Consider the following 14,951-nt stretch of genomic DNA (forward strand, 5'->3'; position numbering starts at 1 on the left):
CATGGAGTTCAAGGCCCGAATTGCCGAGTTGAAAGAGGAGCTTATCGCTCTTCGGCGTGATTTTCACATGCATCCCGAGCTCGGTTTTCAGGAGTATCGTACCGCTGAAAAGGTGGAAACGTTTCTGAAAGGGCTTGGCCTTTCCCCCAAAAGGATAGCGGATACGGGGGTCGTTGCTCTCATCGAGGGTAGCAGCCCCGGTCCTGTGCTGATGTTGCGGGCGGATATCGATGCTCTTCCTATCAGGGAGGAAAACGATCTGCCCTACACATCGGTCAACGATGGTGTGATGCATGCCTGCGGTCATGATGCCCACACGGCTATGCTTCTGATTGCGGCAAAGGTTCTGACAGAATACCGGAACCGCATTCCTGGAACCGTGAAGCTTGTCTTTCAGCCAAACGAAGAGATCGCTGGTGCCGAAAAGCTGGTGGAGCAGGGGCTTATGAAGAATCCGGATGTAAACGCGGCGTTGGGAATACACATCTGGACTCCCCTTCCCAGTGGTCAGATCGGCATCCAGAGCGGTGCCGTTATGGCAAGCATGGACGTCTTCAAAATCGTTATCCAGGGACGCGGAGGCCATACCGGTTATCCCGAAAGTGCCGTCGACCCTGTTATCGCGGCCTCAGCCCTTGTGATGGACGCTCAACGAATTCAGACCCGTGAAATCAGTCTCATGAAGCCTACGGTGATTATGTTCGGAAAAATCGAGGGAGGCACAAAAAACAATATCATTCCCGATACTGTAACCCTCGAAGGATCCATGCGCTATCTCTATGCCGGCGGCTCCGGCAGCGAAGAGGATCCTCCTGCCAGACTAAAGCGGCTTGCCGAAGCGGTTTGCGCCGTACACGGCTGCAGTTGCGAGGTTCATGTGGAACGGGAAAATTCGGCGGTTGTCAACGATCGGGGTATGGTCGAACTTGTGCACAAGACAGCTTCCCAGATCGTGGGGGCCGATAGGGTTGTCGGCCATGCTTCAATGGCAGGGGAGGATTTTTCCGCCTATGCCTCGCGGGTTCCTGCCGCCTTCGTTTTTCTGGGGACAGGCAATCCGTCGAAAAAAAGCACCTATCCGCATCACAACCCCCGGTTCAATATCGATGAGGATACCATGACCACCGGGGTGGAACTTTTTGTGCGAAGCGTTTTTGCCTATTTCGGCAATACAACGTGAAGGAGGTAGATGGAAAGACACTATTGCGGAGATGGTCCGCATAAGAGCGTACGTACTGTTACATGAATACTGTAGGAGGTATTAGATGAAGAAAAGAGTTCTTATCTCTGTGTTGATGATTACCCTTATCACCTTTGGTGGTCTTTTTGCACAGGGCGGTCAGGAAGCGGCTGGTGGCGCTTCCGGTAAGGTTATCAAGGCTAAGCTCGCTTCCGAGGAGATCGAAGGCGATTTTATGACGGTATGGGCAAATAATTTTGCCGATTATATGAGAGAACAGACCGATGGACAGTTCGATCTCGAGGTATATCCCTACGGAACCCTTGGTGATACCAGAGATATCAATGAGCTGGCTCAGATTGGTGTTGTCGAGTTCGTCTTTACCGATTTTGCATGGATCAGCGCCTTTGTTCCCGAGGTTCAGGTTTTAAGCCTTCATTACCTCTGGCCCAAGGAGCGAATGCCGGAAGTCCTGGAATGGGTTGTGGAAAATGGAGAGATTATGCCCTTCCTCGATAAGGCCTTTCGAAAGAACGGACTTGTTCCCCTCGGTATTGTCTACGAAGGGTGGCAGTGGATTACCGCCAAGCCAAAGGCCGTTACCCTCGATGATCTTCAGGGTATGAAGACCAGGGTCATGGGTTCCAAACTTCTTGTTGAAGACTACCGTGCCTACGGCATGAGCCCGACCCCCATGAGCTACGGCGAGGTTTACAGCGGACTCCAGACCGGGCTGATTGATGCCCAGGTCAATCCTCTCTTTGCCGATTACAGCATGAAGTTCTATGAGGTAACCAACTACTTTACCCAGATGTGGGCCGAACCCTTTCTCGGCATCCCCACGGTCAACATGCAGTTCTACGATCAGTTGCCCGAGGATATGCAGAAAATGATGAAGACGTTCTTCTTGGAGAACATCATCAATGCTGCCGAGTGGATCGATAACCGAAATGCCAGCGACCGAAAGAAGATCGAAGAAGAGAAACCCGACATTGTCTGGACCGAATGGGACAAGGAAGAGATCTCCAAGGCAAAGAGCATGGCGGAGAGTGTGTGGAACGATAAATATCCTGGTATTGCCGGAGATGGTGCCGTTGAGGCCCTCAAAATCCTTCTTCGGGATATCGAAAATGCAAAGTCTGCCCTCGGAGTTGAATAATTCCAGGTGTGGAGGCGGTGTGGTGCGAATCTTTTCGCACCACACATTGTATTACCGGAGAAGAAAAGCGTATGAATCAGGAACAGGATATAAAGACGAAAGAAAGGCTGAAAAAAAATACCAAGAGCGTTGGGAAAATCATTGGATTGGTGATCGACTGGTTCGAAGTTGGGATTCTTTCCATTGGAATAGCAGCCCTGGCGATCCTGTTGATTGCCAATGTCGTTGCGCGAACCTTTTTCCAGAGCATTTACTATGCCGATGAGGTTTCAAAGTTTCTCATTATTCTTATCTCCTTTGTCGGTGTTAGTTATGCGGCGAGAAAGGGGCGTCATATTCGTATGGGCGCCTTCCTCGACCTTATGCCGCCCAAACTGGAAAAGATTTTTATCTTTATTATTTCCGCAGTAAATGCTGTGGTGCTTTTGATTATGGCGTGGTACGGCTTCCAGTACATGAATCAAATGCGGATTCTGGGGCAGTTGACATCGGCCCTTCAGGTTCCCTACTGGACCTTTATGATTATTGTCCCCATCGGTTTTGCCTCTGCGGGAATTCACTATATTAGGACCATTATCAAGAACATTACGGAAAAGGAAGTATGGCTCTCCCCGGAACAGCAGAGTGAATACGAGGAAGAGGGAACGGTCGGCTATTAGTCCGGCGAAAGGAGAAATAGATGACACTTTTATGGGTGAGTATGATCAGCATGCTGCTCCTGGGGTTTCCTTTTATGGTGGTTATCCTCGGATCCTTGCTGCTGTATATAGGCACTGCATATCCGTCCTTTAATTTTACCGTGCTGGTTCAGCAGGTCATCAACGGAATGACCCCGCCTGCACTGGTCTGCGTACCGATGTTCATTCTCGGTGCCAATATCATTACGTCGGGAGAGGCTGCTCCCCGACTCATCAATATGGTTAAAAGTTTTGTCGGTCATATTCCGGGAGGTTTACCGATAACGACCAATGCAAGCTGTACGCTTTTTGGTGCGGTTTCCGGTTCGACTCAGGCTACGGTATCGGCAATCGGCGGGACCATGAGGCCGATGCTCCTGAAGGCTGGCTACAATAGCTCCTTTACCCTCGCCTTGATCATTAATTCGAGTGATATTGCACTCCTTATTCCACCGAGTATCGGCTTTATTGTGTATGGCGTGGTAACCAACACCTCAATCGGGAAGCTCTTTCTTGCCGGTATCATTCCTGGAATTTTGATCTTTCTTATGTTCTCGATCTATTCCTATGCGTATTCGAAGATAAAGCACGTAGGAGTACTGCCCAAGGCAAGCTGGAAGGAGCGCAAGAAAGCGATCAAAGATGGTATTCTTGTTGTTGGCTTTCCGCTGATTATCGTTGGTGGAATTTATGCCGGAATATTCAGCCCCACCGAGGCTGCCGCAGCGGCCGTTGCCTATGCCCTTCTTCTCGAAGGTCTTGTGTATCGAACGCTTACCTGGAAGAAACTGGTCAACGCCTTCCTTGATACGGGCGTCATTACCGGGGTTGTTTTTATCCTTGTTGGGGCGGGACAGGCCTTTAGCTGGTTTATCAGCTTTTTGCGGCTTCCCCAGCAAATTATGCCTGCCATCATCGGCGCCGATCCGACCCAGTTGAAGGTAATAGCGATTGTCGTTATCTCCTATTTTGTCGCCTGCATGTTTGTGGATCCCATTGTTGCGATCTACGTACTGAGTCCCATTTTTCAGCCCTATGTGACAAGTCTGGGAATCGATCCTGTTTTTCTCGGTACCCTGGTAACCCTGCAGGCTGCCATCGGTTCGGCAACGCCCCCCTTCGGCTGTGATATTTTTACCGCCCAGTTAATATTCAGGCGGCCCTATTGGGAGGTTATACGCAGCACGCCACCCTTTATTTTGATGCTGATTCTGGCGACGATTCTCATCATCATTTTCCCCGAGCTGGCGACCTTCCTGCCGAATTCGGCACTTATCAACTAGGGAGAGGGGGAGCGAGCGATGCTCTATCGTGGAAAACCGGATCAGGTGAGTTATGGCGAGGCCATCGGTATCATCCTTTTGGAAAATTACGTACCCTTTATTCCCGGTGATGTGGCAAACGCCACCAGCTATAATTTTCCGGTTCGTTTTCAAAGGGTTCCCGGTTTTACGGTAGAGCGCATCTTTGCCCATGATATGAGCCTGGTCGATGCTCTTGTCCGGGCCGCGTTGGATCTTGAGGGCAACGGGGTCCGGGCCATTACCGGTGACTGTGGTTTTATGGCCCTCTATCAGAATGCCATCAAAGCTGCTGTATCGGTTCCTGTCTGCATGTCTTCTCTTTCCCAGATTGCATTCATGCGAACGATGTTGGGAAAGGGGGAGAAAATCGGGATTATCACGGCAAATTCGGAAAGTCTCGATGATCAGGTACTCGGGGCTGCCGGAATTGTTCCCGGACCTGATCTTGTGATAGCAGGGCTGGAAAAGGCGGACCATTTTGTCTCAGCGGTGTTTCGAGAAGAGGGGGAGCTTGATTCCGAGCGGATCAAAGCCGAGGTTGTTGCCGTTGCAAAAGCGATGACTCGCAGCCATACCGATATTGGTTTGATCTTACTTGAATGTAGTCTTCTGCCCCCCTATGCCGCCGCCGTGAGAGAGTCGACTGGCCTGCCGGTGTTCGACTATCTTACCATGATTCGCCAGCTTTACGACGCGGTCGTTCCCCGATCCTATTCCGGTTATCTCTAAACTGTTTGCAATTCCCGGCGCCGCTGCCGAAACATAGTCTCTTCGCTTAAAAACCATAGGAGGAATAGTATGGCTGCATTTACTAAAGAAGAGTATGAACAAAGAATAGAAAGAACCAAAGCTGCGATGAACGAGCGGGGGATCGACCTGCTGTTTATCAGCCAGCCAGCCAACATGAATTATCTAACAGGTTACGACGGATGGAGTTTTTACGTTCATCAGTGTGTGCTGGTTTCCCTTGATCAGAAAGAACCCATGTGGCTCGGCCGTGGGATGGACGCCAATGGTGCCCGCATTACCACCTATCTGCCCGATGATTGCATCAGGCAGTATGCCGATGACTACGTACAGTCCACGGTCAAACATCCGATGCACTTCATTGCCGATGTCATCAAGGAAAAGGGTTGGGACAAAAAGCGGATCGGTGTTGAGATGGACCAGTTCTATTTTACCCACCGAAACTATGTTGAACTGGAAAAAAGCCTGCCTGACGCCACCTTTGTCGATGCGAATACCCTGGTGAACTGGGTCAGAATCATCAAATCCGAGGCAGAGCTTGAATTTATGCGGGCTGCCGGAAAGGTCGCGATCAAGGTGATGGATGCCGCCGTTGCCAATATCAATGTCGGATCGAGAGAGTGTGATGCCGCAGCAGCCATTGCCGCGGCCCAGTACAGCGGGACCGAAGAGTATGCAGGGGATTATCCCGCCATCGTTCCCCTTATGATGGCAGGGGAGGCTACCAAGACGCCCCATCTTACCTGGTCGGGAAAGCGTTATACCGCAGATGAAGCGGTACTGTTGGAGCTGTCCGGTGTTTACAAGCACTACCATGCCCCCATCGCCCGGACTATTTTCCTCGGAAAGAACCCTCCGAAACTGATGCAGGATACCGCCCGAACCGTCATCGATGGATTGAAGGCCACCCTGGATTTCATCAAACCTGGGGTAACCGGTGAGGAGGTCGAGGCGGAATGGCGCCGGGCCATCAGCCACTCCACGGTGGTGAAAGAGGCCCGTCTCGGATACTCCATCGGACTCAACTATCCGCCGGACTGGGGAGAACAGACCATCAGTCTTCGTCCCGGGGACAAGACGGTGGTCAAGCCAAACATGGCTCTTCATCTCATTCCCGGCATTTGGTACGACGATGTAGGCTTTGAGGTGGATGCAAGCATTCGTATTACGGAAACAGGATATGAGAGCCTTTACGAATATCCTGTGGAAATCTTCCTGAAATAGGCCCGCGTTGCAGGGTGTTTTTGTATGAATACTATGCCGAATCTGCGGGACGTCTATACGGCCCGCAACAGAATCAAAGGCTATGCGATCCGAACCCCCTTTATCGCCTCTCCCGCTTTGGCGGAAGAGGCAGGGGCTGCAGCCGTCTATCTGAAGTTGGAATCCCTGCAAAATACCGGGGCCTTCAAGGTCAGGGGCGCTGCGAACAAGATCCTCGGCCTCTCTGAAGAAGAAAGGCAACGGGGGGTTGTTACCTTTTCCACCGGAAATCATGGCAAGGCCGTTGCCTTTGTAGCGGGGAAAAGTGGTATTCCCGCCACCGTCTGCCTTTCCGAACATGTTCCCTCCTATCGTGCCGAGTTGATTCGTAGTTTTGGGGCGACGGTTCACATCGAGGGACAGAGTCAGGATGAGGCTGAGGCCGCCTACGAGCGAATGAGGAAGGAGAAGGGGCTTGTTCCTGTTGTTCCATTTGACGACCCAGCCATCGTGGCGGGGCAGGGAACCATCGCCCTTGAGATGCTGGAAGAGCGGCCGGACCTCGATGTGCTGCTGGTACCCCTTTCCGGTGGCGGCCTTTTGGCAGGCGTGGCCCTCTGCGCCAAATCCGTCAATCCTGCGATTAAAGTGGTCGGTGTCTCCATTGAGCGGTCTCCAGCCATGCTGGAGAGTCTGAAAGCCGGCCACCCGGTAGCCGTGGAAGAGAAAGACACCCTTGCCGATTCCCTTTTGGGAGGAATCGGTGCGGAAAACCATTATACCCTGCCCCTGATTTCCCGCTATGTCGACGACCATATTGTGGTAGGCGAGGAAGAGATCAGGAAGGGGCTCTATTATGCCTTGAAGAAGCACTCCCTAGTCATAGAGGGTGCGGCGGCCGTAGGGATCGCTGCGATCCTCGCCGGTAAGGTTTCCGCCTCCGGCGGAAGCGTGGGGCTGGTGGTAAGCGGAAGCAGCGTAGAGCTGGACCGCTATATCGAAGTAGTAAGGAGAGAGGCAGATGCAGAAAGCTGAGATATACATTGTTAATGAGGATGAACTTGTCGAGAGCGTGAGGCTTGACGGAAGTATCATCGAGGCCGTCGAGCATGCATTCGGCGAATTGCAGAAGGGAAATGCGACGGTCCCCCCCATCATGATGATTCCCGTTCCCGAACGGACCGGAGAGGTTGATGTAAAAAGCGCTTTCATCAAGGGCTTGGACAGTCTTGCCATAAAGGTCGCCTCGGGATTCTTCGAAAACGGTAAGCTCGGTCTTCCCTCTGCCAGCGGCCAGATGCTGGTGCTCAGTGCCGTGACCGGTTTTCTGGAGGCAGTACTTTTGGATAACGGCTACCTCACCCAGGTGCGCACCGGTGCGGCCGGGGCGATTGCCGCCAAGTATCTTGCCCCCTCCGTGGTAGAGAATGCCGGAGTTATCGGTGCCGGTACCCAAGCCCGTTTCCAGATGCGCGGCCTTTATCACATGCGCCCCTTTAAACGTATTTTCACCTGGAGCCCCGATTCCGATGAGATTCGCGATGCCTATGTTGAAGATATGTCCAGGGAACTGGGCGTGGAGGTCATCAAGGCAGAAGACGCCGAAGAGGTCGTGCGCAATTGCCAGTCCGTCACCACAACAACTCCGGCACGTTCCCCCTTTATTCGAGCTTCCTGGCTCCATCCTGGGCTCCACATCACTGCCATGGGAAGCGACACCGAGGAGAAACAGGAAATAGAGGCAGATGTTTTTGCAAAGGCCGATATCGTTGCCTGCGATCTAAAAAGTCAGTGCTTTCGCCTCGGAGAGCTGCGCAGTGCCAGGGCTGCCGGAAGCATAAGCGATGAGACTTCGGTGATCGAACTCGGAGAGCTGGTGAACGGTGTCAAAAAGGGAAGAGACAACGACAAGCAGATAACGGTATGTGACCTCACCGGCGTCGGCATTCAGGACACTGCCATAGCCCTCGAGGCCCTGGCACGGGTAAAAGCCGCCGATAAGGGTTTAAAGATTGGGGGCCGCTGATGTTGGAGCGTGAACTGCGTTTCTCCGAAGAGGAATATCACCGTAGACTCAGGGCGGTCAAGGCTTCCATGGACCGGCAGGGGATGGAAGTCCTGATTGTTGTGGATCCGGCAAACATGAACTATCTTACCGGATACGACGGCTGGAGTTTTTATGTCCATCAGGGACTTATTATCGCACTTGATCGGGATGAACCTTTTTGGTTCGGCAGGGCACAGGATTCCAATGGTGCGCGGCTTACCACCTGGCTTTCGGAAGAGAGCATTCTCGGCTATCCCGACTACTATGTGCAAAGTCGCTACACCCACACCATGCGCTATGTTGCGAACAAAATTGCCGAAGAGGGCTGGGACAGGCGACGGATCGGGGTGGAGATGGACGGCTACTGGTTCAGCGCCAGGATGTACAGAGAGCTTACCGAACACCTTCCTTCCGCACGCTTTGCCGATGCAACAAGCCTTGTGGCGTGGGTTAAAAGTGTAAAAAGCGATGTCGAGGTGACGATGATCAGGCAGGCCGCCAAAATCACCGAAAAGGCAATGGACCTTGCGGTCAAGATGATCGAACCCGGTGTTGCCGAGCGCGAGGTTGCCGCAGCGGTGTCTGCGGCCCAGATCGCCGGGGTCGACGGCTACGGGGGAGACAGCCCCGCCATCTTTCCCATTATTCCCTCTGGTCAGCGGACAAGCACGGCCCATCTCACCTTTCACCCTGAACGTTCCTATCAAACCGGTGATGTGGTGCTCCTTGAGTTGGGATCGGCCCGTTGCCACTACCATGCCCCCCTTTCCCGGACCGTTTACCTTGGAAAGGTCCCGGACGACCTGAAAAAGGTTGCGGATGTGGTGGTTGCAGGGCTCAGGAAGACCCTGGAGTTTATCGCCCCCGGTGTTACCGCCGAAGAGGTAGAGGCCTACTGGCGGGGCTGCCTGGCAGGTACCGGGGTGGAAAAGCCGAGCAGGGTCGGTTATTCTTTCGGCCTTGCCTACGTCCCTGATTGGGGCGAGCATACCGTAAGCCTTCGCCCGGGAGACAAGAGTGTTCTTGAGCCGGGGATGACCATCCACTTTATGCCCGGTATCTGGCTGGATACCTACGGCTTCGAATGCTCGGAACCCTTCTTGGTTACCGATTCCGGCTGCGAGAAATTGGTGAACTTTCCCGAGAGGCTCTTTACAAAGGAAGGGTGATTGTATACATATGCAGAATATGATTGTGTGTAAATTCGGCGGAACATCCATGGCGGATGCCGCTCAGATGAGAAAGGTTAAATCGATTATCGATCTTGATCGAGACCGGCGGGTTGTGGTCGTGTCTGCCCCGGGAAAGCGCAGCAAAGATGATGAGAAAATCACCGATCTGCTCTATTCCTGCCATAAGGCCGCTTCCGATGGAAAGGCGATTGCCCCCTATTTTTCCGTAATACGGGAGCGAATTCTTGCTATCTGCAAGGAGCTTTCGGTTGTTTCCGACATGGCCTCCCGTCTCGATGAGATCGAAGAGAAGATAAGCTCCGGAGCAAGTGCCGATTATGCGGCAAGCCGGGGAGAGTATCTTTCGGGGTTGATGATGGCAGGCGTCCTGGATGCCACCTTTGTCGATCCTGAAGAGGTGGTGCGGCTGACCGCCGACGGCAGGGTTGATGATGCCACCTATCCAATGGTTGCCGAGGCAATGAAGGGGCCCGGTCGCTATGTCATACCCGGTTTCTTCGGATCGACTTCCGACGGTAAGGTGAAAACCTTCAGCAGGGGCGGTTCGGACATCTCCGGCGCCATTGCCGCCCGTGCGGTGGATGCAAAGCGCTACGAGAACTGGACCGATGTTTCGGGGATTCTCATGGCCGATCCGAGGATCGTTGATACGCCTCCTACCATCACGGAGATCACCTATCGGGAGGTTCGCGAGCTTGCAAGTATCGGAGCCTCGGTCTTTCACGAAGAGGCGATCGCTCCGGTACGCAGCGTCGGTGTTCCCATCAATGTTCGCAATACCAATGATCCCCAGGCCCCCGGTACCATGATCCTTCCTTCCCGGGATACGGCGAAACGGGCCGTTGTCGGAGTCTCCGGCAAAAAGTCCTATCGAAACCTCTATGTTGAGAAACTGATGCTTGACCGCTACCCTGGCTTTCGACAGGAGCTTCTTACGCTCCTTCAGGAGCGGGGTATTGTCCCTGAATTTGAGTCCAAGGGTTTCGATAGCCTTAGCTTCCTTATCCCCGAGGCCTACGTAGAGAACGACAATGCGGTGCTTGAGGCAATCAGGGCAAATCTTGACCCCGATGAGGTGGCGTTCAGGCCTTCTCTCGCCCTCCTTGGTGTGGTCGGCGAAGGCATCCTGGAAAAGGCAGGCATTGCAGCCTCCTATTTCCTTGCTTTGCAGAAGGCGAATATCAATGTGCGTTTTATCAACTACGGTGGTTCGGAGATAAGCCTTTTAATCGGTGTCGATGCCGATCGCTATAGGGAAGCTCTCCGGGCTTTGGTCGAAGCTGCTGTTTAATGGTGGCAGTTGTGTGTGCAGGGCGTGAAGCGCTGAGCCCCTGGAAGGCTTACAGATAGCGCTTGACGTCCCTGCCGATAACGTTGGCAATGAGTTCGATCTGATCTTTGACGGGGCTGGAATTGATCTTGCTGAAAAGGACCTCTTCAATCTGAAAGAAACCGACCGAAGCGCTCATCTCTACTGCAATTCTGATCGGCTTTTCTTCTCCCTTTTTAATTTTTACCTTTTCGATGGCCGAGGCGCTGTATTTGTGAATGTCCCCCACATGGCTTTCGGTGTTCATGCTCATGGGGATTCTCGCCCGACCCTTTTCCATATCGCATCCGTCGGCTATGAGGATAATACCAGCTTCTTTTGAGTGAATCTTTTGCTGGGCCATGTGTCCGACGATCCCCTCAAGGGCAACCGACTTGGTTATCACCCTTCGCACCGGATCGTTTGGGTAGAGCTTTTGGGTGATGGCATCGATATACGGCGCAGCAATGATCATCGAGGAATGCTCGTGGTCCTGTCGTCCGATGGTCATACCGACATCATGGAGAAAGGCCGCCAGCAGTACCCCCACGCTGCTCTCTTCAAAGCTTCCGACCTCATCCTCTTCGAGGGAAAGCTTTACATTCGCTTCCTTAAGCAGGTTCATCATGGTTAAGGCATTTAAAGCTACTTTACGCATGTGGACCGGACCGTGGTCGTTAAAGTGGAGCCTTCGAATCGAAACTGTATTTGCGTATTCCTGCATGGCATGGATTTCCTCATCCTCGATAAGCAGTTGTAACGTTTCTTTTGCCTTCCCTTCCGTCATGGCAAGAAGCTTTCGGTCGAGGGCACGCTCCTTTGGTGATTTTTCATTTCGTTTAACTTCGTTCATACTGCTAATATACTCAATTCAGAGTAGATCCGTCAGAAAAAGGGGAGGATTACATGGATTTTAAACGTTTAAGAAGCTGACGTTGGAGAGAAGCATGAATATAGCGGTGCAGCTGCATATTGGTTGCGTGATCGGGGGAGTCAAACATTGCGACGAGAAGAATCGTACCATCCGGAAGCTTTCTTCTTAGGGTAATCGTCCCCTTCAATCCCTCGATGGCTTCTCCGATTTCCATGGTAAAGGAGTCGATCCTGGCGCCGGCAGGCAGGAGCCTTCCTTCTTCCAGGACAAAGGAGACTCCTGCCGCACTGATGTCGGAAATCGTTCCTGTGTATATGTTTCCCCCGGAAGTAATGCGCAAGGGGGAAATTGACTGGCTATTTGTTCCAAAACGAACGTATCTGCGTTGGCCTTTTGCTCCGCTTTCTTCGAGAAAGGTGAGAAAGGCAGAGACCGCCTTTGCTGGTGTTTCGGAGAGTGCGATCCTATCGAATTGCGCAGGAGAATGGTGTTTCGTATGAGGGTTGAGAAGAAAAATTTCAATCTGCTGCTGGTGAAGCATCGTTTGTTGTCGACGTGCTTCCTGCTCCAAAGCAGAAAATTCCTCGGTAAGGACGGTATCTTCGTGGATAAACACAAGAGAGTTTGGATATCCGGTAATCAGGCGGATACCCTCCCGTCCCTTCGAAAGCGTATAAATTTCGTATTCCGCAACAATCGCAGCTTCGACAAGACGTTGGTGAAAGATCCCTTCCGGGAAAAAGTAAAAAATTTTACGTCCTGTTCCTATTCCTGTCATTGCTTCACCTCGTTTTTACTCTCTTGGAAAAAGGAGACCACCGCTCCGTTCTTTTCCTGCTGTTTGAGCCGATCGAGATAGCCACTCTCTTCGCTTCTGATTTCCGTATCTCGTACATGCGGAAGCCTCTTCAAAAGTACTTTTCCCGTCATCGGATCCAGAATGATTTTTCTCGCCTGATTCCCTCCCACATCGGAACTGATGATTCGTATCTTCTCCAATTCAAGGTAATTAAAGGCAAAATCGATATTGGCCCTACTGATGGATAGGGCTTCGCTTCTGGTCGTGGCAAGCACCATGGCACCGCCGAAAACCTTGGCGACCAGTTGATTCTTCTCCGAACCCATTTTCATCAACGCATTGATCAAAAGCTCCATGGCGTTCATGCCGTATTTACCGTTCTCATCGAGATAGAAAACCCTTTTCGGCTCACCCGGAAGCATAAAATGGTTCATTCCTGCCTGCTGCTTTCGGAGATCCCAGAGCACGACCGAAACACAGGAACCAAGGACCGTAGAGATTAGGATCGATTCGCCTGTTGCATGGAAGTCGCCGGGATGCAGAAAGGCAACATCCTTTCCTAAGCTATGGTTATGAAGCAGATGCACAAAGTGCTCCCTTAAAAAAAGGTAATCTCTCCGCCGGCGCTTCCCTCTTCAACTTCAAAACCTCCGATCTTACCGGCTACTTTCTTATGTTCGAGGATGGTGAATCGCTTGATGATGTTCTGAAAACGTTCGCTTCGAATGTTCCAGTCCGTAAGCCCATTTCGTGCCAGTTCTTTTTGGAATTGCTTATCAAAAAGTTCCTCAATTTCGCCAAGCAAATTGGTGCTTTGTGCCAGCTCCTGTCTACATTCCGAAAGCTTTTCAAGCAGCTCTTCTGTTTCCTGGTATGTTTGGATGAACCCACTACCGAAGGCCGAGAAATTTTCTATAACTGCTTCGATTCCATGAACCGTTGAGTTGGCATCTTCAGCGATAAATGCCATGTCATGCTGGAAATTATCGGCGAAACTTGCCTCACTTTTATACATTTCCCGATAGAAAAGAAGTGACTCCTGGGTCCGTTTAAAGAATTTATGGATGCTTTGAAGTGCATTTTCAACGGTCGAGTCGATAAAATGGGTGAGATTAGACATCTCTTCGACGGTCGCTTCCATCGATTCGAGAGCCTGCTGTTTCGCTACTTCTATTTTTGACGCCACATTGACATTCTGGAATTGTCCTACAAGCTCGGAAAAATCGATAAAACTCTGCTGAAGAGCCTCGACTTTTTGCATGAGATTTTCACTTCGCGAGGTGATTTCCACCTTCATATCAAGAGAGGATGTAACACTCTTGCGGATTTTTACTATGGATGCTTCCGCTTCGTTGAAGTAGGAAGAGAGAGAAGCCCCGTGGCGATAATCCCGCACTTTTTGTTCAATGGAGGACATGACTCCGCCTATCCTTTCCGTCTCTCCCTTGAAAAGATTATAACTTTGGCGAATCTGCTCGGATACATCATTAATAAGATCGGAACAGAGACGCGGAATGGTTCGGAGAAAGACCAACTCGTCCAAAAGTTCCTCAATGGTCTCTTGTCCGATAGGCTCTTCTTCTATTTTCAACTCCCTGAGGGCAAGAACAACATGATCGAGAGACTGACGGATGATGTCCTGATGTTGGACCTGCTGCATGATGGTGGTAAGGGGGTCCCATATGGTTTTCGATTCTTCGATAATATCCTTGAGAAAATCGATTGCCCCATCCGTAGCATTTCCCGCCTTCTGAAAACCCGTATCGACAAAGCTGCCGAAATCCTGTAGCAGCTTTGTTTGCACCTCTTCGACCTTTTCCATTGCGGAAAGGAAGTTTGAAAATGCTTCGTCTATCTCCTTGCCCTCGGCGGTAAGCTCTTCGGTATATACGATTGAACGAGCTGAAATGCGTTTAAGCTCTTCAGTGATGAAGCTGAAGGCTCCTCCTGCCTTTCCTGCTTTGATTGCAACGGTCATCGCATTTAAACTAATCAGCTCCATCGACTCCGAACTTTCCCGAATATCCGAAATTCGATAGTCCAGCTCCCTGACCACCTCGATCTCTTTGCGGAGGCTCTCCAGCAGCTGATCGTCCCGTAGATGAAGGGTATTGAAAGAATCCGAAGCCTCACGAAGTACCGCTTTTGTTTTTGCCAGAAGAGATGATGCCGAGGCCGTATTGCGAAAAGTCGCCGTCTTGGTTTTGAGGCTTTCTACCTGTAGCTCCGAGGTATTTCTTCCCTTTTCCAGCTCAGAAGAAAGCTTCGGAAAGATTCCGGCAATACCGTCGAATATGATCTCGGTATTTTTGATCACTCCGTCTATCTGTGCCGCGATATCCGTAGGAGATGTTTCGATACTCTGTTCCATTGCCTTTAGTATAGTTAAGCTCTTACGCGTGTGCAAGAAAAACGGCCGTCGCGGTTGTTCGTGACGGCCGTTTTATCTCTGATTTCAG

At 51.5% G+C, this 14,951-nt stretch carries 14 protein-coding genes; 10 read left to right on the forward strand and 4 right to left on the reverse strand.

Annotated features, from left to right (window positions below):
* The first annotated feature begins 1 nt into the window (after position 1).
* The 10 genes from SPIRS_RS02870 (at position 2) to SPIRS_RS02915 (ending at position 10,801) form a co-directional block, all read left to right on the forward strand.
* Entirely contained in the window at positions 2 to 1,180 is a 1,179-nt protein-coding gene (locus SPIRS_RS02870; RefSeq protein ID WP_013253174.1) for a M20 metallopeptidase family protein, read from the forward strand.
* 85 nt (positions 1,181 to 1,265) lie between these two features.
* Positions 1,266 to 2,339 carry a TRAP transporter substrate-binding protein gene (locus SPIRS_RS02875; protein WP_013253175.1) on the forward strand — a complete coding sequence of 358 codons (1,074 nt, stop codon included), beginning with the start codon at positions 1,266 to 1,268 and terminating at the stop codon, positions 2,337 to 2,339.
* 71 nt (positions 2,340 to 2,410) lie between these two features.
* Complete coding sequence (locus SPIRS_RS02880; protein ID WP_013253176.1) at positions 2,411 to 2,998, forward strand: TRAP transporter small permease; 588 nt, start codon at positions 2,411 to 2,413, stop codon at positions 2,996 to 2,998.
* Between the two features lie 20 nt (positions 2,999 to 3,018).
* A complete protein-coding gene (locus SPIRS_RS02885) occupies positions 3,019 to 4,299 on the forward strand; it encodes a TRAP transporter large permease (protein WP_013253177.1) in 1,281 nt (426 codons plus the stop codon).
* Between the two features lie 18 nt (positions 4,300 to 4,317).
* Positions 4,318 to 5,049, forward strand: a complete 732-nt coding sequence (locus SPIRS_RS02890) for an aspartate/glutamate racemase family protein (RefSeq protein ID WP_013253178.1) — start codon at positions 4,318 to 4,320, stop codon at positions 5,047 to 5,049.
* Positions 5,050 to 5,118: 69 nt separating this feature from the next.
* On the forward strand, positions 5,119 to 6,291 hold the full coding sequence (locus tag SPIRS_RS02895; protein ID WP_013253179.1) for a M24 family metallopeptidase: 1,173 nt from the start codon (positions 5,119 to 5,121) through the stop codon (positions 6,289 to 6,291).
* A gap of 24 nt (positions 6,292 to 6,315) precedes the next feature.
* A complete protein-coding gene (locus tag SPIRS_RS02900; protein ID WP_013253180.1) occupies positions 6,316 to 7,305 on the forward strand; it encodes a pyridoxal-phosphate dependent enzyme in 990 nt (329 codons plus the stop codon).
* On the forward strand, positions 7,292 to 8,296 hold the full coding sequence (locus SPIRS_RS02905; protein WP_013253181.1) for a cyclodeaminase: 1,005 nt from the start codon (positions 7,292 to 7,294) through the stop codon (positions 8,294 to 8,296). The genes SPIRS_RS02900 and SPIRS_RS02905 overlap by 14 nt, the downstream gene beginning before the upstream one ends.
* Entirely contained in the window at positions 8,296 to 9,486 is a 1,191-nt protein-coding gene (locus SPIRS_RS02910; RefSeq protein WP_013253182.1) for a M24 family metallopeptidase, read from the forward strand. Before SPIRS_RS02905 ends, SPIRS_RS02910 begins: the two co-directional genes overlap by 1 nt.
* 10 nt (positions 9,487 to 9,496) lie before the next feature.
* Positions 9,497 to 10,801: an aspartate kinase gene (locus SPIRS_RS02915; RefSeq protein WP_013253183.1), complete on the forward strand. Its 1,305-nt coding sequence runs from the start codon at positions 9,497 to 9,499 to the stop codon at positions 10,799 to 10,801.
* Positions 10,802 to 10,850: 49 nt separating this feature from the next.
* Here SPIRS_RS02915 and SPIRS_RS02920 read toward each other — a convergent pair whose 3' ends face one another.
* Genes SPIRS_RS02920 through SPIRS_RS02935 form a run of 4 tightly spaced genes read right to left on the reverse strand, consistent with a single transcriptional unit; the run spans position 10,851 to position 14,863 of the window.
* Positions 10,851 to 11,672 carry a phosphohydrolase gene (locus tag SPIRS_RS02920; RefSeq protein WP_013253184.1) on the reverse strand — a complete coding sequence of 274 codons (822 nt, stop codon included), beginning with the start codon at positions 11,670 to 11,672 and terminating at the stop codon, positions 10,851 to 10,853.
* A gap of 49 nt (positions 11,673 to 11,721) precedes the next feature.
* Entirely contained in the window at positions 11,722 to 12,471 is a 750-nt protein-coding gene (locus SPIRS_RS02925) for a PilZ domain-containing protein (protein ID WP_013253185.1), read from the reverse strand.
* The gene (locus SPIRS_RS02930) at positions 12,468 to 13,079 is read right to left on the reverse strand and encodes a chemotaxis protein CheD (RefSeq protein ID WP_013253186.1); all 612 of its coding nucleotides are present in this window, start codon (positions 13,077 to 13,079) and stop codon (positions 12,468 to 12,470) included. Before SPIRS_RS02930 ends, SPIRS_RS02925 begins: the two co-directional genes overlap by 4 nt.
* Before the next feature lie 11 nt (positions 13,080 to 13,090).
* On the reverse strand, positions 13,091 to 14,863 hold the full coding sequence (locus SPIRS_RS02935) for a hypothetical protein (RefSeq protein ID WP_013253187.1): 1,773 nt from the start codon (positions 14,861 to 14,863) through the stop codon (positions 13,091 to 13,093).
* Between the last annotated feature and the right edge of the window lie 88 nt (positions 14,864 to 14,951).

The organism is Sediminispirochaeta smaragdinae DSM 11293, from assembly GCF_000143985.1.
Taxonomy (GTDB): domain Bacteria; phylum Spirochaetota; class Spirochaetia; order DSM-16054; family Sediminispirochaetaceae; genus Sediminispirochaeta; species Sediminispirochaeta smaragdinae.